Genomic DNA, 19,123 nt, shown 5'->3' with positions numbered 1-19,123 from the left:
TAAAGATGAATTAAATCAGTATGTATGGAATAACTTTTGGATTTCTTGTGGTTTTTGCGTTTGTGTTAATGCCAGTTGTAACAATACCCGTGCTTTTTGTGGATTGAGTGAACCGGAAGCAACAAAGCCATATTTGGTATCGTCAATTTCGGCATCTTCCGTGGTAGAGCCTGTTGGCACTCGAGATGATCGCACCACGGTAACGCCGTTATGTGCCGCCGTTGCTAATGTATCAAACACAGTATGGTAAAGGTTTCCGTTGCCGACACCGGCACTGACAATTCCCTGATATCCATCGCTAATCAATGCCTTAGCAGGTAAATCAGATGCATTGGCATAGTTATAGATAATGCCGACTTTCGGTAAGGTATCCAACTTGCTGATATCAAAAGCAGGTTGTCTTGGTGTTGGCTGATACAAATAATTGACCTTGCCATCATAGATATAGCCCTGCGGGCCAGTGTTCGGGGATTGGAAGGTTTGTACCGAGGTGGTATTGGTTTTCATCACATCACGGCCAGTCAGCACTTGGTCATTCATGGCAACCAGCACACCGCGTTTAGCCGAATTGGTATCACTGGCGACAACGACAGCATTGTAGAGATTCAACGGGCCATCAGCGCCAAGAGCGGTTGCCGGGCGCATCGCCCCAACCATCACCACAGGTTTATCACAATTGACGGTTAAATCGAGAAAATACGCAGTTTCTTCAAGTGTATCAGTACCATGAGTAATTACGAATCCATCAGTTTTGGCACAGTCTGTATTAATTTTTTTCGCCAACTTCAGCCAGACTTCATCATTCATATCTTGAGAACCGATATTCACCACTTGCTCACCTTGAATATTGGCGAGTTTTTTCATTTCTGGCACGGCATTGACCAGAGCATCAACCCCCAGTTTTCCGGCAGTATAGTTAGATTTGGTCGCTGAATCACCGCCACCGGCAATAGTTCCCCCAGTTGCCAACAAGGTTATATTAGGTAGAGCAAAGGCCGAACCGCTGATCCCTGCTAAGATTCCGGCTAAGACAGTTAGCTTTATAGATTTCATATTATGACTCCATTATTTATAAGCTAGTGAATTATCCGGAATATCCATATAAAAACTGTGACATTTACTGTGCTTTAGGAATACGTGGAGCTATTAACCAAAACCCCGTATGATTGCGCGTTTTTAGTACCGCCAAAAAGTGAAGACAATGACTCAAACCTTTATTCCCGGCAAAGACGCCGCGCTGGAAGACTCCATCTCCCGCTTTCAGCAAAAACTGAGCGACCTCGGTTTTAATATTGAAGAAGCCTCCTGGCTGAACCCGGTTCCTCACGTTTGGTCGGTACATATCCGCGATCGTGACTGCCCGCTGTGTTTTACCAATGGCAAAGGTGCCAGCAAGAAAGCGGCACTGGCTTCGGCCTTGGGGGAATATTTCGAGCGTTTATCAACAAACTATTTCTTCGCCGATTTCTATCTGGGCAAAGGCATTGCAGAGGGCGATTTCGTTCATTATCCGAACGAGAAATGGTTCCCAATCCCTGAAGATGACTTACTGCCAGAAGGTATTTTGGATGAGCGCCTGTTGGCGTTTTACGATCCAGAGCAAGAGTTGCTTGCCAGTGATCTGGTGGATTTGCAGTCGGGTAATGCCAAACGAGGAATCTGCTCACTGCCTTTCACTCGCCAGTCAGATTTAGAAACCGTCTATATTCCTATGAATATTATCGGCAATCTGTATGTATCAAACGGCATGTCTGCCGGGAATACCGCCAATGAGGCTCGTGTGCAGGCATTATCAGAAGTGTTTGAACGCTCGGTAAAAAATCGCATTATCGCGGAATCAATCAGCTTGCCAGAAATCCCAGTTGAGGTGCTCAATCGCTATCCAGGCGTCGTAGAGGCCATTGCCAAACTGGAAGAAGAAGGTTTCCCAATCCTCTCTTACGATGCGTCATTAGGTGGTGCTTACCCAGTCATTTGTGTGGTGCTGTTTAACCCATCAAATGGCACCTGTTTTGCTTCATTCGGCTCACACCCTGACTTTGGTGTTGCCCTTGAACGTACCGTGACTGAGTTATTACAAGGCCGCAGCCTGAAAGATTTGGATGTCTTTACTGCACCAACCTTTGACGATGAAGAAGTCGCTGAACATACCAATCTGGAAACGCATTTTATTGATTCAAGCGGCCTGATCAGTTGGGATATGTTTAAAGAAGAGGCTGACTATCCGTTTGTTGATTGGAGCTTTAAAGGCACTACCGAAGAAGAGTTCGCAACGTTGATGGACATCTTTAAGCAAGAAGACGCTGAGGTGTATATCGCTGATTATGAACATCTTGGTGTTTATGCTTGCCGAATTCTGGTACCGGGGATGTCAGATATTTATCCTGCCGAAGACTTGTTAATGGCAAACAACACTATGGGTGTACATCTGCGCGACACAATTCTAGCGCTACCGGACAGTGACTGGCAGCCAGAGCAGTATCTGGAACTCATTCAGAAATTGGACGACGACGGTTTGGATGATTTCGCGCGGGTGCGTGAACTGCTCGGCATCGCCTCTGGCAAAGATAACGGCTGGTATACCCTGCGTGTCGGTGAACTGAAATCTATGCTGGCACTGGCGGGCGGTGATTTGGAACAAGCGCTGATTTGGGTAGAATGGACACAAGATTTCAACTCTTCGGTCTTCACTGCAAAACAGGCCAATTATTACCGTTGCCTGCAAACCTTACTGTTGCTGACCCAAGAGCCAGATCGTGATCCTGTGCAATATCACAGCGCCTTTGTGAAGATGTATGGTCAGGAAGCTGTAGAGACAGCCTCAGCAGCACTCGTCGGTGAAGTGCGCTTTAATGGTTTATTCAGTGTTGATGAAGAGCTGAAAGCCCTCCCTGCGCATCAAGCCCTGTTGGGTGCCTATGCCAAATTACAAGCGGCTAAACGCCGCTATTGGTCTAAAGGCGAATAAACACCCTTCAAGTAAAGCGGCAATTGTCGCTTTACTTTTCCCTTTCACGGCACGTTCCCCCTCTATTTAATTTTTGCAATTATTCCTGATGAAAATAAATACAAATAACCAAAAGCAATAATTGTTTTTGTCATAAAAAAACGTTATTTTCTGACGCCACGTTGAGTGGAAATAGCACCTTTAAACAAACATTATTTGTCATTCAGATAAAATAGCTGCAAAGGTGAATAAAGCGTTAATTTTTAATGATGGCGAAAAATAAAAATAGCTACAAATACTCCTTTTAATTAACGTTTCCAACGGCTTTAAAACAGAGCAATCAAAATTTTTTGTAAATCTTAAAATATTTTTTCACTTTAAAAATCAACAACTTAACTTCATTAGACACACATTTTGTAGTGTTTTATAGCGAACTAAACTCGCGCAATATGATCCATATCAATTTTCACGCTATACTGCTTTGCTAGTATCTCGTTGTGCTTTATTAACCCTTAAGAGAGAGTTAGTGTGAAAGCTGACAACCCCTTCGATGCATTATTACCTGCGGCAATGGCTAAAGTAGCCGAAGATGCCGGTGTCTATAAAGCCACCAAGCATCCGCTAAAAACCTTTTATTTAGCGATTACTGCTGGTGTGTTTATTTCAATTGCGTTTGTTTTTTATATTACTGCGACTACCGGTACTGCGGGCGTGCCTTTCGGCTTTGCCAAGTTAGTGGGTGGTATTTGTTTCTCCCTGGGGCTAATGTTAGTAGTGGTATGTGGTGGTGATCTTTTCACTTCGACTGTACTCACAACTGTCGCCAAAGCCAGTGGCCGAATTACTTGGCGCCAACTGGGATGCAACTGGGTTAATGTCTATATTGGGAACCTAGTCGGTGCACTATTCTTTGTGTGCCTTATTTGGTTTGCAGGTCAATATATGGTGGCCAATGGTCAATGGGGTTTGAATGTTTTACAAACCGCCGACCATAAATTGCACCATACTTTTATTGAAGCCATCTGCTTGGGTATTTTGGCTAACTTGATGGTCTGCCTTGCGGTGTGGATGAGTTACTCCGGCCGTACCATAATGGACAAGATGTTCGCGATGATTTTACCGGTGGGAATGTTTGTTGCCAGCGGCTTTGAGCATAGCATCGCAAATATGTTTATGATTCCTATGGGTATTGTGATTAAAAACTTCGCTTCGCCTGAATTTTGGCAATCCATAGGAGCTGCACCTGAGCAATTTGCTCACTTAACCGTAAGTAACTTTATTATTGATAACCTGATCCCCGTCACTATCGGTAACATCATTGGCGGCGGATTATTGGTAGGTTTGACTTACTGGGTAATTTATCTGCGCGGTGACCAGCAACACTGAGTGGCCGCACACGGTTTTCGAAGAAATTCACATTAAAAGGTAGATGCATTATGACCGAACTTAATGAAAAATTGGCCAAAGCATGGCAGGGTTTTACCAAAGGCGATTGGCAGAATGAAGTCAACGTTCGTGACTTCATCCAGAAAAACTACACTCCTTATGAAGGCGATGAGTCATTCCTTGCCGGCCCTACCGAAGCGACCACCAAGTTGTGGGACATGGTTATGGAAGGTATCAAACTGGAAAACCGCACCCATGCGCCAGTTGATTTTGATACCGACGTAGCTTCAACCATCATTTCCCATGATGCTGGCTACATCAACAAAGATCTGGAAACCATCGTTGGTTTGCAGACTGAAAAACCATTGAAACGTGCCCTGATTCCATTCGGCGGCATCAAAATGGTAGAAGGCTCTTGCAAAGTTTACGGCCGTGAACTTGACCCGCAACTGAAAAAAGTCTTCACCGAATACCGTAAAACGCATAACCAAGGTGTGTTCGACGTTTATACCAAAGATATCCTGAACTGCCGTAAGTCTGGTGTACTGACTGGTCTGCCAGATGCTTATGGCCGTGGCCGTATCATCGGTGACTATCGTCGCGTAGCCGTTTACGGTATCGACTTCCTGATGAAAGACAAACTGGCTCAGTTCAACTCTTTACAGGATGACCTGGAAAACGGTAAAGATCTGGAAATGACTATCCAGCTGCGCGAAGAAATTGCTGAACAGCATCGTGCTCTGGCTCAGATCAAAGAAATGGCAGCCAAATATGGTTGTGATATCTCCGGTCCTGCGACTAACGCACGTGAAGCTGTACAGTGGACTTACTTCGGCTATCTGGCTGCGGTTAAATCTCAGAACGGTGCTGCAATGTCCTTCGGTCGCGTGTCTACTTTCCTTGACGTGTACATTGAACGCGACATGAAAGAAGGCAAACTGACTGAAGAAGAAGCGCAAGAACTGATTGACCATTTGGTTATGAAACTGCGTATGGTTCGCTTCCTGCGTACGCCTGAGTATGATGAGCTGTTCTCTGGTGACCCAATCTGGGCAACTGAGTCTCTGGCAGGTATGGGCGTTGATGGCCGTACTCTGGTGACTAAAACCAGCTTCCGCTTCCTGAATACCCTGTACACCATGGGGCCTTCTCCAGAGCCGAATATGACCATCCTGTGGTCAGAAAAACTGCCACTGAATTTCAAAAAATTTGCCGCTAAAGTGTCTATCGATACTTCATCTGTACAGTATGAAAACGATGACCTGATGCGCCCTGACTTCAACAACGATGACTATGCCATCGCGTGTTGTGTTAGCCCGATGATTGTCGGTAAACAAATGCAGTTCTTCGGTGCTCGTGCAAACTTGGCGAAAACCATGTTGTACGCAATCAACGGTGGCGTTGACGAAAAACTGAAAATTCAGGTTGGTCCGAAAGAAGCGCCAATGATGGACGACGTGCTGGACTATGACAAAGTCATGGACCGCATGGACCACTTTATGGATTGGCTGGCTAAACAATACGTTACCTCGCTGAACATCATTCACTACATGCATGACAAGTACAGCTATGAAGCTGCGCTGATGGCACTGCATGACCGTGATGTTTACCGTACTATGGCGTGTGGTATTGCAGGTCTGTCTGTTGCTGCTGACTCCCTGTCTGCTATCAAATATGCCAAAGTAAGCACCATCCGTGATGCTGATGGCTTGGCTATCGACTTCAACATCGAAGGCGAGTATCCACAGTTTGGTAACAACGACTCACGCGTTGATGATATTGCTTGTGACCTGGTTGAGCGCTTCATGAAGAAAATTCAGAAGCTGCGTACTTACCGTGGTGCCGTAGCAACTCAGTCTGTGCTGACCATCACCTCTAACGTGGTTTATGGTAAGAAAACAGGTAACACCCCAGATGGTCGCCGTGCTGGTGCTCCATTCGGTCCAGGTGCTAACCCAATGCACGGCCGTGACCAGAAAGGTGCTGTTGCCTCTCTGACCTCTGTTGCTAAACTGCCGTTTGCTTATGCGAAAGATGGTATTTCTTATACCTTCTCTATCGTGCCAAACGCGCTGGGTAAAGACGATGAAGTTCGTAAAGCTAACCTGGCAGGTCTGATGGATGGTTACTTCCATCACGAGTCGTCCATTGAAGGTGGTCAACACCTGAACGTGAACGTAATGAACCGCGAAATGCTGTTAGACGCGATGGAAAACCCGGAAAAATATCCGCAGTTGACAATCCGTGTATCAGGTTACGCTGTTCGTTTTAACTCACTGACCAAAGAACAACAGCAGGATGTGATTACTCGTACCTTTACACAGTCGATATAATTCCCTGCTGCAGTAAAATGGCATAAACTTAAAGGCTCCACTTTAGTGGGGCCTTTATTCATCCAGCATTGGAGAAATCCTGCTATGTCAGTACTTGGTGACTTTTAAACAAGGTTAACAAGTTGAAATTAAAGGATTAATTTCAGGTCTCGTCCACATATTGACCATGTCGACAAAAGAAGTCCCGCTTGCGGGACTTTTTTAATTTAAGGACATTCGCTATTTTCTCGGAATGTCGTAATTTGCGGATATCGGGTATTTTCTTGGAATGTCGTAATCTGTGGATATTGGATGTTTTCTCGGAATATCATAATCCGCGGATATTGGATGCTCTCTTGGAATATCGTAATCTGTGGAAATTACTAATTTCTTACTAGAAGAGTCATCTGGCTCTTTAAATGAGACTTTTTTTTCCTGCAGACACCCCAAATTTTTCATCATTTCTTTGTACTCTAAATACTCACTCTCACTCATTCTTGTTTTGGGATGGATGCTCGAAACCAATGGCTTAATTTCTGATGCTCGAACTGTGCTACTAGTCGTAACATAACCGCCTGAGGAAATATTGTGTTCAGGTAATTTTTGCTGTTTATATGGTTTATCAACATCTGATACCAAACTTTGAGTTGAAGTACAGAGACATGAATTAACGCCAAAATGCATATAGAGTTCCTTAAATTAAAGCCCAGAATCTAACTATAGCCACAAGCTAAACTTCTCATATCAGTCTTTTACCTGATAACTTCCCTTCTCTTAACGACGTGATTCACGCCAGTGACCGTTGTAAATTTCGTACTCATTTTTACAGTATGAAAATTTCCCAGCCATTTGGCGCAAACCCTTGCGGCGTCTGGCTTTGCGCGTCGTTGCGTTTATTCTTCTAGAGAAACCCGCAGACCGTAGAAAATTAACTGAGTTACTTGATCTGTGGTGGATATATCACGGTAAGAGCCATACACGCGGGGAGGTTGAGAAAGGCCGGCTAATTGCCACGATGAAAAAATTAGCCGCAATGGGGGTTATCAGGGCCGACCAACTGACAAAAAAAACCATCACAGACTATCGGGTTCACTTGCTAAATACAGGGCTTAAGACATCGAGCATTAACCGTGAGTGTTCTGTCTTGATGGGGCTATTCACCAAGCTAATTAACGCGGGTGAATATCACTGTCAAAACCCATTTAGCGGGATTAAGAAGCTGAAAGAACCTGAATCAGAAATGGCGTTTCTGTCATCCGATGAATTACCCAAACTGCTGGGGTTATTAGAGGATGATGATCGGAAAGTGGCTTTAGTTTGCCTGGCTACTGGTGCGCGGTAGGGTGAGGTTTCAGCTCTGAAAGGTGAACATGTATTTAATAACATGGTTACTTTTATGAAAACTAAGAACGGCAAGCGGCGATCTGTTCCTATTTCTGAGGAACTATTCAAGTCAAACTATACTAAAACCCGTAGAATACTAAGGGAAATGAAACCTGACATCCCTCACGGTCAGGCATTGCACATATTGAGGCACACTTTCGCAACGCATTTTATGATGAATGGAGGTAATATTATTACACTACAACGAATTTTAGGACACTCCACAATACAACAAACGATGACGTATGCGCACTTTGCACCTGACTTTTTGCAAGATGCGGTAGCACTGAATCCCATAAATGGAATGTCCATATAATGTCCACCATTCAGAACCAAATGGCACTAACTGGAACTTTATGAACAAGATAATAGATTGTATTACAACGGAAACCCCCGCCACAGAGGGGGCTACCAAACCAGTACTTGGTCGTATTCACTCATTCGAATCCTGTGGCACCGTTGACGGCCCTGGCATCCGATTTATCGTATTCTTCCAGGGCTGCTTGATGCGTTGCCTGTATTGCCATAACCGTGATACTTGGGACACCCACGGCGGTAAAGAAGTTACCGTTGAAGAATTAGTCAAAGAAGCCATCACCTATCGCCACTTTATGAATGCTTCCGGTGGTGGTGTAACGGCTTCTGGTGGCGAAGCTATCTTGCAGGCCGAATTTGTACGTGATTGGTTCCGCGCCTGTCATGAAGAAGGCATTCATACTTGCCTAGATACCAATGGCTTCGTGCGTCGTTATGACCCAGTTATTGATGAATTATTGGATGCCACAGATTTAGTCATGCTGGATTTAAAACAGATGGATGACAGCGTGCATCAAAATCTGGTCGGCGTCTCCAATCACCGGACACTGGAATTTGCTCGTTATTTGGCAAAGCGTAACCAGAAAACCTGGATTCGTTATGTGGTTGTACCGGGGTGGTCAGATGATGACAAATCAGCCCATATGCTGGGTGAGTTTACCCAGAACATGACCAATATTGAGAAAATCGAATTACTGCCTTACCACGAACTGGGTAAGCATAAATGGGTTGCCATGGGCGAAGAATACAAGTTGGATGGTGTTAAACCGCCTTCCAAGGAAATCATGGATAGAGTAAAAGGTATTCTGGAAAGTTATGGTCACAAAGTGATCTATTGATACTCAATTAAAGATATCATTGAAGTTATGCCGCCGCTGGATTAACCCGCAGGCGGCATTTTTTTTCCACTACACTGCCGCAAAAGGCGTGTGTTGTTGGTCAGGTTTGCGCAGTAACATCATTAAGTACACTAGCGCCACACCCGCAATCATCACAAACAATAAATTATCTGAATAGCGCTGCATCAGCAGTGAGGTCATCGTCGGCCCGGCCAAGCTGCCGATGGTATAACTCATCAGTAAAGCCTGATTCATCGCCACCAACTCATCAGCGCTGGCTTTTTCACACGCCCACGCCATTGCCACGGGATAAAGCGTAAAACCAGCGCACCCTAGAATAAACAGTGCTGGCGCCAGTGCGTAGTTACCCAAAATAGCGACACTGCCAAGAATGACGACAAACACTTGAATCCGCAGCACCAATAAACGGCCATAGCGATCCGCCATTTTGCCTATTGGCCACTGCCCGATAATGCCAGAGCTGACCAGCAGTGCCATCCACCACCCGACGCTCGCATCACTCATTCCCTGATGTGATAAATACAGCGGGAGCAGCCCATAGAGCGACCCCAACAACACACCTGAGATAATGCAGCCATTAATGCCCAGACGCGCGCTACGGCGTTTTAGCATTGGCCAAACGGCAACATGCGATGACTCACTACTACCTTGATGCGAGAAATGGGCAAATAACAGTGGCAGCATTGCCGTGATGACCAACGCACTGACCCAAGGAATAACATTCAGCAATTGTGTTGAAACCACACCCAAGAGTAGTTGCCCGGTTACAGTCCCCAAATAATAAACCATCATGTAAGCTGCTAGCAGTTGACCACGATTGGTTAATGTACCGCTGCGCAGCAATGCACTTTCGACAATCACCCAAATCAGCGCGCAGGCAACACCAGCAAAAAAGCGCCATCCTAACCAGCTCCAAAAATCGACTGACAACATCAGCCCGCAGGTCGCGACAGCAAATAAAATGCAGGAGTAGTGATAGCTGCGATTAAATCCGAGCTGTTGAATCAACCGCCCAGCAATCAATGTCCCAACAAGATTTCCGGTAAAATATGATGAGCTAACCATCCCCACTTGCCAGGTTGGCAACTGTTGATGAGATAACCAGAGGGGAACCAATGTATTTAAAACCGCGATAGAAATCGTAAACAGCAAAAGCCCACAGAGCAAAAGCAGCACCGGGCGAGAATATGCGGACATAATAAGACAGAAACCGTCGGGATGATGGAAGTGAGCGCATCATGCCACTGGCGATAAAAAAGTCAATTACCTCTCAATAGGGGATAGCACAATATGTTGTTCCATCGATATCAATCCTCCTGAATCAGCACGCTGACAGCTATCCAAAAAGAAAAAGCGCCCGAAGGCGCTTTTAGCGTGGTAACAAAAACCGGGCAAAATACCCTCTGTTTTTATTAACCAATAAATTCTAACCCACCCATATAAGGGCGTAAAACGTCGGGAACTTGGATACGGCCATCAGCCTGCTGGTAGTTTTCCAGCACGGCAACCAACGTACGCCCTACTGCCAAGCCAGAACCATTCAGTGTATGAACCAAACGGGTTTTTCTATCCGTTTTATTACGGCAGCGAGCTTGCATACGGCGCGCTTGGAAATCCCACATGTTGGAACATGAAGAGATTTCGCGGTACGTATTTTGCGCGGGTAACCATACTTCCAAATCGTAAGTTTTGCTGGAGCCAAAGCCCATATCGCCAGTACACAGCAATACTTTACGGTAAGGTAATTCCAACAATTGCAGAACTTTCTCGGCATGACCCGTCAGTTCTTCCAGTGCCGCCATTGAATCTTCTGGGCGCGTGATTTGTACCATTTCGACTTTGTCGAACTGATGCATACGAATTAAGCCACGAGTATCACGGCCATAGGAACCGGCTTCAGAACGGAAGCACGGTGTATGAGCGGTCATTTTCAATGGCAGAGATTCCTCTTCCAGAATCTCATCACGCACCAAGTTGGTCACAGGTACTTCAGCCGTAGGAATCAATGCATAGTTGCTGCTATCTGACTCTTCTTCCAATGGTTTGGTGTGGAATAAATCACCACCAAACTTAGGCAACTGACCTGTTCCGTACAACGTCGCATGGTTAACCAAATAAGGGACATAGGTTTCGAGATAACCGTGTTTTTCAGTGTGCAGATCCAGCATGAATTGTGCTAATGCGCGGTGCATGCGAGCAATTTGCCCTTTCATCACCACAAAACGGGCACCTGTCAGCTTCACGGCAGCAGCGAAATCAAGACCACCGGCCATTTCACCCAGAGAAACATGATCTCTCACTTCAAAATCATACTTGCGTGGTTCACCCCAGCGGCTGACTTCAACGTTGTCATTTTCATCTCTGCCCATAGGAACAGAATCATCTGGCAGGTTAGGAATAGACAATGCCAAATCGCGAATTTCGTTTTGTAATTTATCTAGCTCAGCCTTAGCTGCATCGAGCTTTTCACCCAACGCATTCACTTCCAGGCGTAATGGCTCGATATCTTCGCCACGTGCTTTGGCCGCGCCAATCATTTTCGATCGAGAGTTACGTTCTGCCTGCAGACTTTCTGTTTCAACCTGTAAAACTTTGCGGCGCTCTTCTTGTTGGCGCAACATCTCAACATCAAGTTTAAAACCTCTGCGAGCCAGTTTTTCGGCAACTGCGTCTAGCTCATTGCGCAGCATATTGGGATCGAGCATGCTAGTCCTGTGCTTGTAGTTATTGATAAATAGTTATGAAAGGAGAAATTAACGACGTAAGCGGTATAAACAGTCGCTTACAAAGTACTTATAGCGCTAACCTTACCGCAACAGCAAGGCTAGCGGTAGCGTTTTATCGGGCTATTTTGATCCTGTTCAGCCAACCATGCCAGCTTTTCACCAATTTTACCTTCCAGACCTCGGGATGACGGTAAGTAGTAGCGAGTGGCAGCCATTTCTGGAGGGAAGTAGTTCTCACCCGCAGCATAAGCGTGCTGTTCATCATGGGCATAACGGTACTCGGCACCCAGACCCATTTCTTTCATTAACTTAGTTGGGGCATTGCGCAGATGTTCTGGCACATCGAAGTCAGGTTTATCACGCGCATCCTGCATGGCTGCTTTAAATGCGGTATAAACAGCGTTACTTTTCGGCGCACACGCCAGATAAACAATCGCTTGAGCAATTGCTCGTTCACCTTCTGCCGGACCGACACGAGTAAAACAATCCCAAGCAGAGATAGCCACTTGCATAGCACGAGGGTCTGCATTGCCAATATCTTCCGAAGCAATCGCCAACAAACGTCGCGCAACATAGAGTGGGTCACCACCGGCTGTGATAATGCGCGCATACCAATATAGGGCCGCGTCCGGGGCTGAACCACGAATAGATTTGTGCACTGCCGAGATAAGATCGTAATACCGATCACCTTTATTATCAAAGCGGGCACTACGCTCACCAGAAACCTCTTTTAGCAAATCAGGGGTTAACACTCGCACCCCATTGGCATCTATTTCTGCCATATCTGCCATCATCTCAAGGCTGTTTAATGCTCGGCGAGCATCCCCTCCCACCAGTTCAGACATCATACGGCGAGTTTCAGCGGGTAACTTTATATTTTGTCCGCCATAACCACGGCTGCTATCGGACATTGCCTGATCGATAACCTTTTCGATATCGGCGGCAGTTAATGCTTTGAGTAAATAGACTCGCGCTCTGGAGAGTAAAGCCGAGTTCAGTTCAAACGAAGGGTTTTCCGTGGTGGCACCAATAAAGGTGATAGTGCCGTCTTCAATGTGGGGTAAAAAGGCATCTTGCTGGCTTTTATTGAAGCGATGGACTTCATCGACAAACAAAATAGTTCGCCGACCCGCATCCCGATTTTGCCGTGCACGTTCAATCGCTTCACGAATTTCTTTAATACCGGAGGTCACCGCAGAAATACGCTCAACATCTGCCTGACCGTAACGACCAATAATTTCGGCCAATGTCGTTTTGCCGGTTCCTGGCGGCCCCCAGAGGATCATCGAGTGTAATTGCCCGGCAACGATTGCCCGCGGTAACGGTTTACCCGGGGCCAGCAAATGTTGCTGACCAATATATTGTTCTAGCGTCAAAGGCCGCATACGCGCGGCCAGTGGCTGAAACTCATTCTGGGAAAAGTCGAGGGACATATTACTCACGCAAACCTCACTGCCGCTGGTCGTCCAGCGTCACGCCTTTTGGTAGGGTAAATTTAAATTTGCTGGCATCCGCTGAACTGTTTTGCTGACCTTTTAGTGTATACGCACTGCGTTGCCCGTCTTGTTCAACCGCCGTAAAACTTTTGATGGTGCCTGTTGGTGTCACCGTGATAGCAAATTGCTTGAGATTGCCGCTAGCACTCTTTGGCGTCAGTTCGAAATCATCACCTTTCTGTTTCACATTGTATTGCTTCCAATCATCCGGGTTATTGCGGGTGATCAGCATGAAAGGTGTATTTCCTGTCGCATTTTTCAGCCAAGTCGCCGTCGCCTGCTCAACAAACGGGTTGTAGAACCACAGTGTTTCACCATCAGAAATCAGGACGCTCTCGTCTGGAGACGTCATGTGCCAGTTAAACAGATTTGGTCGTTTTACCCACAACTCTCCCTCACCTTCTTGTACCGCAGTACCATCTGCGCTGGTGACATTCTGTGAGAAATTAGCATGGAAACTGTTCACTTTGCTCAAGCGACTTTGCAAATCGGTACTGGCATCGGCCAGAACCGAACCCGAAATTAAACCCGACAACAGACAGCAAGCAACAAGCAGTTTTTTCATTATTCTACATACCTTATAAGATTCATTGCCCCCTTACAGGGCTGCCACAAAGGCGAATTCAGTAAGCAAGTATATTCTCACGCTATGCGCCATTTAAGTCTATGGCGAGCAAACTGAATACATACTACAAACCTATTTCGACAGACCTATGCACTTTAGCTGAAGCATTGCTTTCGCGTTAGCATATTAATCTGATAAATACGGGGTTTACGCTTCTTTGCACAAGGGCCGCAAAGCGGCCCTGTTTATGTTCACTGCTTCAAAACCAGATATTACTCATGTGGCGGTGGCGCCAGAACCTCACGATTACCATTATGACCCGGCGTACTCACAATCTGTTGAGCCTCCATCTGCTCAATGATACGTGCAGCACGGTTGTAACCGATACGGAATTGGCGCTGAACGCCAGAGATAGACGCACGGCGTTTCTCCAGTACAAAACTGACGGCTTGGTCAAATAGTGGATCCAACTCTTCATCGCTATCCAGCCCAAGGCTACCGCCTTCGCCCTCATCCCCCCCACTGAGAATACTTTCGATATATTGAGGACGACCGCGCGCTTTCCAATCATTAACTACGGCATGAACTTCCTGATCCCGGACAAAGGCACCATGGACACGCACTGGAATCGACGAGTTAGGTGCCATATAGAGCATATCCCCCATTCCCAGTAGTGACTCGGCGCCGCCTTGATCGAGGATAGTCCGTGAGTCAATTTTACTGGACACGGTGAAGGCAATACGGGTCGGAATATTAGCTTTAATCAATCCCGTAATGACGTCTACTGATGGACGCTGAGTTGCCAATACCAGATGAATACCAGCAGCACGAGCTTTCTGCGCCAAACGCGCAATAAGCTCTTCAACTTTTTTGCCCACTGTCATCATCAAGTCAGCAAACTCATCCACCATCACTACGATGTAAGGCAGTTTTACCAACATTGGCGGAGAGATATCCATACTATCGGATGGCTTCCAGAATGGGTCTGGAATTGGCCGCCCCATCGCTTCAGCTTGAGCAACTCGTTCGTTATATCCCGCAAGATTACGTACGCCCAATGCAGACATCAGTTTATAGCGCCGTTCCATTTCACCGACACACCAGCGCAATGCATTCGCCGCATCCTTCATATCTGTTACAACTTCGGTTAACAGATGAGGAATACCCTCATACACAGACAGTTCCAGCATTTTCGGGTCAATCATGATAAAGCGCACATCGTCTGGGGTGGCTTTATACAAGATGCTGAGGATCATGGCGTTCACCCCAACCGATTTCCCAGAGCCAGTCGTACCCGCCACTAGCAAATGAGGCATTTTAGCCAGATCGGCTACCACAGGTTGCCCGGCAATATCTTTGCCTAACACGATAGCTAAAGGTGAAGGGTTATCGCGGAATTTGGCGCAATCCAGCACTTCGCGTAGGTACACGGTCTGACGGTGTTTGTTTGGCAGTTCAAGGCCAACATAAGGTTTACCCGGAATAACTTCGACTACTCGTACGGCAATAGCAGATAGAGAACGTGCTAAATCGCGGGACAGGTTAGAAATGCGCGAAGCTTTAACACCTGGTGCCAAATCCAGCTCAAAACGGGTAATAACTGGCCCCGGAGAAATGCCAACGACTTCGGCTTTTACCCGATAATCTCCTAACCGCGCCTCAACCAAACGAGCAGTTTGCTCCAATGCGAACATATCGACTGGCTCTTCCTCCGCTGGAGGAGAAGAAAGAAGATCAAGAGTAGGCAATGGCGTCGTAGGTTTAATCAACGGTTGGTCATTACGCATCAGGAATGGATGAATCAAACTATCCATCGCTGGTGCGGGTTGTACTGGTGAAACCGGCTGTACTGGTGCAGTCGACTGAGCCGGTATTGATTGTCCTGAATGAGATTGATGCCCTGCTGACGACTGGTAGGCGGGCGCCTGCTTAACATCATGAGGTGCAAAAGCGCCTTGAGTTGCTGCTGGCGACGTGGCTTCCTCAACATAAGGCGAAAGCGTAAACAGTGGCTCACGCGGGCTATCATCCACAAGATCAGCCACTGGTGAAAAAGTGAAAGCACTATTCGTATCAACCAACTGCATCTCTTCAGCTTGCGTATTTTCAATTACCGTACTTTGAGCGCTGTTATTTCCGCTATGAATAGCGTCATAACGATGTTGCTGTTGTGCAGCAAAAGCCTCACGCAATGCTGCTTCTTGCAACGCTTGTTCATCTTCAGGTTCAGGTGCTGAGACCGTGTTAACGCCCGAGTCTGAAACTTGCCCATAGCGCTCAGATTGTTGTTCTGCAAAGGCTTTGCGTAAGATTGCCTGCTGCAATGCATCATCATCTTCAGATACAACACCTGCATCAAATTGAGAACCAGTAACTGAAGACGGATTTTGAGTACCCTCTTCGCGCTGTTCACGCTGTTCCTGCTCGGCCATCCGTTGAGATGGCAATTTTATACCGTAGGATGCCAGTTCACGTCGCGTTGGAATACGAACAGGATTAGGCCGAGGCAACTCAGGTCCTATGCCTTGTTTAATCTGAGAACTGCTATCACTGGTTGCCGTAAATGCGGGCATAAATGTCGCGGCAGCAGCACTTGCCGCCACGATTTCAGAGGTAGACACAGGACGATTTATTGATCCTAAGGAGGTTAGCTCATCATCAGTAGCCAGCCCTGGATTAATATGAGGTGTACTTTCTACCTGATCGCTATGCCGTTGTGCCGCTGAAAAATCAAATGGTGAATGGCTGGTAGAACTTGCAGGCTTATCCCATTCCCCCAGTTGTGGCTCCAGACGCTCTGCTGGTGCAACATGGGTGGGTACTGGAGATATCGCTTCTGCTGGAATTTCAAAAGAATAGAGTGGTGGTGTCGGTATCTCATTATCAGTCGCTGGCACTGTATTATGACTATGCCCCACGCTAGTGCTGATAACTGGCTCAACTGGCCCCTCTGTAGATGCCGCAGACAGAGGAGGTAGGTCACCATGATCAGTCGCACGTAATGAACTCAATAAAGGATCATAATTATCTTCAATTTTGGCCGGCGCGCCACCATCAATCGGCTGTGTATCAGCCAATTTGTCTGTAACCGACGGAGCTGAGAATAAAACGTCATCATCATCTGCCAGAGCAGGATTTGCAGCCAGTACTGTTGACGCCACACCTGCCGCCACGGTTTTATTCGATACTGCATCCGTATTTTGTTCTGCAGTATTGGCTTCATCAGCTGGATAATCATCCTCATCGTCGTAGCGTTCTTCACGACGTGAGCGATTTGTCATAAAGGTCAATGACCCTAAAACTACCCCGCCAATTTTTTCAGCAATAACCAACCATGACCAACCAGTGAAGAGTGTCAAACCAACAGCCCAAATACAGAGCAACGTCAGCGTCGCACCAACACCGTTGAACCAAGGCAGCATCGCATTACTGAATAAACTGCCGATGACTCCACCTGAGGCAAAGTAATAAAGATCATCAATATTTAATGCCGCCAATCCGCATGACGTTAAGATCAACGCCAATGTACCGATTAGACGTAATGAAAGCGCAAAGTAATCGACATGTTCACTGGTATCACGCTGGCGGAATGCCGCCCAACACAACATCACCATAATGGCAGGAATGGCGTAAGCCAGAACGCCAAAAGTGAAGAATAGCGTATCAGCCATCCAGGCACCCACACTCCCACCAAGGTTATGGATTGGTTCGTGCCATGAGGTTTGGGACCAACTCGGGTCCGAAGGATTAAAACTGAGCAGCGCGGCCATCAGGTAGGCTGCCAATAGCGTTACTACAATCAAAACAGCTTCAAGCAAGCGGCGCCCGCTGCTGAGTTTTTTCAGAGTAACTTCTTTATCTTCTGTATATTCCTGGCTCAAGAAAGGCTCTCCAGGTTCCTGTTGATTAGTATGAGTGACAACGCCGAGAACCCTCCCGGCGTTGAAACTGTATGAATAAACAGGAGTGTAACCAAATTACTCAGGTTTTGCACCTGCCTGTTTACCGCGTTTGAATAACTAAACGGTTACTCTGCTTCACTTCTTCCATGACCACGTAGGTACGGGTGTCGTTAACGCCCGGTAGGCGAAGCAAGGTCTCACCGAGTAATTTACGGTAAGCAGACATATCAGGTACTCGGGTTTTCAACAAATAGTCGAAATCACCGGAAACCAGGTGACACTCTTGAATTTCCTCAAGATTTTTTACAGCGACGTTAAATTGCTCAAACACATCCGGAGCGCCACGATTCAGAGTAATCTCAACGATAACCAGCAATGATGCATCCAAATACTGTGGATTAAGCAGTGCGGTGTAGCCATGAATGAAGCCCTGACGCTCTAAGCGGCGAACCCGTTCCAAACATGGTGTTGGTGACAACCCTACTCGTTTTGAAAGCTCGACGTTAGAAATGCGCCCATCCTTTTGTAATTCATTCAGGATGTTACGATCTATACGATCAAGCTCTTTCCCCGGGCGTTTTTTATTATCTATCATCTTATAGTCTCTCTTAATTTCCTTGAGTCTGCGACATACTCTAACGTCAATAAATTCAGAGCATGCTGCAAACAACGACCCGCAGCCTGTTTTATGCAAATATATCAATACGTTGTTATCTCACACCCTGTCTGTCCAACTGTATGCGAGGTACTCGATGATTATTAGCGTTGAGGAAGAGATAGCGCATCACAACCAACTGCAAAAAATCCCCCTGCAGTTATTCGTGAATATACTCCACATGCCATCCAGTATTAATCGAAAACATTCCAGGGTTTTCGCTTGGCATCACTGACACCAAATCTGAAACTATGGCGCGCAGATAATTTCTTCTTCCTATGATGTTTTCGCAAATGCACAGCCGATTGTCAAAGTAAAAGAAGTTAAATCAGTGGAACGTGCCAGAATTAAAATCGCAGTCCCCTCCCCCAACCTATTTTTTCACCGTTTATTTGCTATAAAATGGTGCAATTAGACAGATCGTAATTCCGAGTGTTTTAAGGTTCTATTGGCTTGCAAGCCACATCTTTTATGGGGTTAAGGGCTTTTAGTCCTTTTTTACCCATAACGTAAAAATCAATTTTGGTCGAATTTGGGACCCACTCTAATTCTTTTACTGGCTAACTGCCGATTCTT

General features: G+C 46.3%; 14 protein-coding genes. 6 read left to right on the top strand and 8 right to left on the bottom strand.

Annotated elements, in window-relative coordinates:
• Positions 1 to 15: 15 nt before the first annotated feature.
• Positions 16 to 1,053, bottom strand: coding sequence for an L-asparaginase 2 (gene ansB, locus ACIOG0_RS08400; RefSeq protein ID WP_050097118.1), 1,038 nt, complete (start codon positions 1,051 to 1,053; stop codon positions 16 to 18).
• A 148-nt stretch (positions 1,054 to 1,201) separates the two neighbouring features.
• On the opposite strand from ansB, the gene ycaO reads away from it, so the two are divergent.
• The 3 genes from ycaO to pflB all read left to right on the top strand — a co-directional run bounded on the left by ycaO (position 1,202) and on the right by pflB (position 6,666).
• Positions 1,202 to 2,968 carry a 30S ribosomal protein S12 methylthiotransferase accessory factor YcaO gene (gene ycaO / locus ACIOG0_RS08395; protein WP_128450872.1) on the top strand — a complete coding sequence of 589 codons (1,767 nt, stop codon included), beginning with the start codon at positions 1,202 to 1,204 and terminating at the stop codon, positions 2,966 to 2,968.
• Between the two features lie 507 nt (positions 2,969 to 3,475).
• Positions 3,476 to 4,333: a formate transporter FocA gene (gene focA, locus ACIOG0_RS08390; RefSeq protein ID WP_050097116.1), complete on the top strand. Its 858-nt coding sequence runs from the start codon at positions 3,476 to 3,478 to the stop codon at positions 4,331 to 4,333.
• Positions 4,334 to 4,383: 50 nt separating this feature from the next.
• Positions 4,384 to 6,666 carry a formate C-acetyltransferase gene (gene pflB, locus ACIOG0_RS08385; RefSeq protein ID WP_050097115.1) on the top strand — a complete coding sequence of 761 codons (2,283 nt, stop codon included), beginning with the start codon at positions 4,384 to 4,386 and terminating at the stop codon, positions 6,664 to 6,666.
• A 219-nt stretch (positions 6,667 to 6,885) separates the two neighbouring features.
• Here pflB and ACIOG0_RS08380 read toward each other — a convergent pair whose 3' ends face one another.
• Positions 6,886 to 7,329: a hypothetical protein gene (locus ACIOG0_RS08380; protein ID WP_128450873.1), complete on the bottom strand. Its 444-nt coding sequence runs from the start codon at positions 7,327 to 7,329 to the stop codon at positions 6,886 to 6,888.
• Between the two features lie 178 nt (positions 7,330 to 7,507).
• On the opposite strand from ACIOG0_RS08380, the gene ACIOG0_RS08375 reads away from it, so the two are divergent.
• From ACIOG0_RS08375 to pflA, 3 genes are read left to right on the top strand one after another with little or no spacing between them, the layout of a single operon-like run.
• Positions 7,508 to 7,987: a hypothetical protein gene (locus ACIOG0_RS08375; protein WP_235895331.1), complete on the top strand. Its 480-nt coding sequence runs from the start codon at positions 7,508 to 7,510 to the stop codon at positions 7,985 to 7,987.
• Between the two features lie 42 nt (positions 7,988 to 8,029).
• On the top strand, positions 8,030 to 8,344 hold the full coding sequence (locus ACIOG0_RS08370) for a tyrosine-type recombinase/integrase (protein WP_050097112.1): 315 nt from the start codon (positions 8,030 to 8,032) through the stop codon (positions 8,342 to 8,344).
• A gap of 40 nt (positions 8,345 to 8,384) precedes the next feature.
• Entirely contained in the window at positions 8,385 to 9,182 is a 798-nt protein-coding gene (pflA, locus tag ACIOG0_RS08365; protein ID WP_072087663.1) for a pyruvate formate lyase 1-activating protein, read from the top strand.
• Between the two features lie 69 nt (positions 9,183 to 9,251).
• Here pflA and ACIOG0_RS08360 read toward each other — a convergent pair whose 3' ends face one another.
• From ACIOG0_RS08360 to lrp, 6 genes are all read right to left on the bottom strand, one after another.
• Entirely contained in the window at positions 9,252 to 10,400 is a 1,149-nt protein-coding gene (locus tag ACIOG0_RS08360; RefSeq protein ID WP_050097111.1) for an MFS transporter, read from the bottom strand.
• A 215-nt stretch (positions 10,401 to 10,615) separates the two neighbouring features.
• Positions 10,616 to 11,908 carry a serine--tRNA ligase gene (gene serS, locus ACIOG0_RS08355; RefSeq protein ID WP_050097110.1) on the bottom strand — a complete coding sequence of 431 codons (1,293 nt, stop codon included), beginning with the start codon at positions 11,906 to 11,908 and terminating at the stop codon, positions 10,616 to 10,618.
• 119 nt (positions 11,909 to 12,027) lie between these two features.
• On the bottom strand, positions 12,028 to 13,371 hold the full coding sequence (locus ACIOG0_RS08350; RefSeq protein WP_050097109.1) for a replication-associated recombination protein A: 1,344 nt from the start codon (positions 13,369 to 13,371) through the stop codon (positions 12,028 to 12,030).
• 7 nt (positions 13,372 to 13,378) lie between these two features.
• Entirely contained in the window at positions 13,379 to 13,990 is a 612-nt protein-coding gene (gene lolA / locus ACIOG0_RS08345; protein WP_050097108.1) for an outer membrane lipoprotein chaperone LolA, read from the bottom strand.
• A gap of 272 nt (positions 13,991 to 14,262) precedes the next feature.
• A complete protein-coding gene (locus ACIOG0_RS08340; RefSeq protein WP_050097107.1) occupies positions 14,263 to 17,871 on the bottom strand; it encodes a DNA translocase FtsK in 3,609 nt (1,202 codons plus the stop codon).
• Between the two features lie 121 nt (positions 17,872 to 17,992).
• A complete protein-coding gene (lrp, locus tag ACIOG0_RS08335) occupies positions 17,993 to 18,487 on the bottom strand; it encodes a leucine-responsive transcriptional regulator Lrp (protein WP_050097106.1) in 495 nt (164 codons plus the stop codon).
• Between the last annotated feature and the right edge of the window lie 636 nt (positions 18,488 to 19,123).

It is taken from the genome of Yersinia vastinensis (assembly GCF_044905075.1).
Classification (GTDB): domain Bacteria; phylum Pseudomonadota; class Gammaproteobacteria; order Enterobacterales; family Enterobacteriaceae; genus Yersinia; species Yersinia vastinensis.
This window is presented reverse-complemented; position numbering and strand designations above follow the sequence as displayed.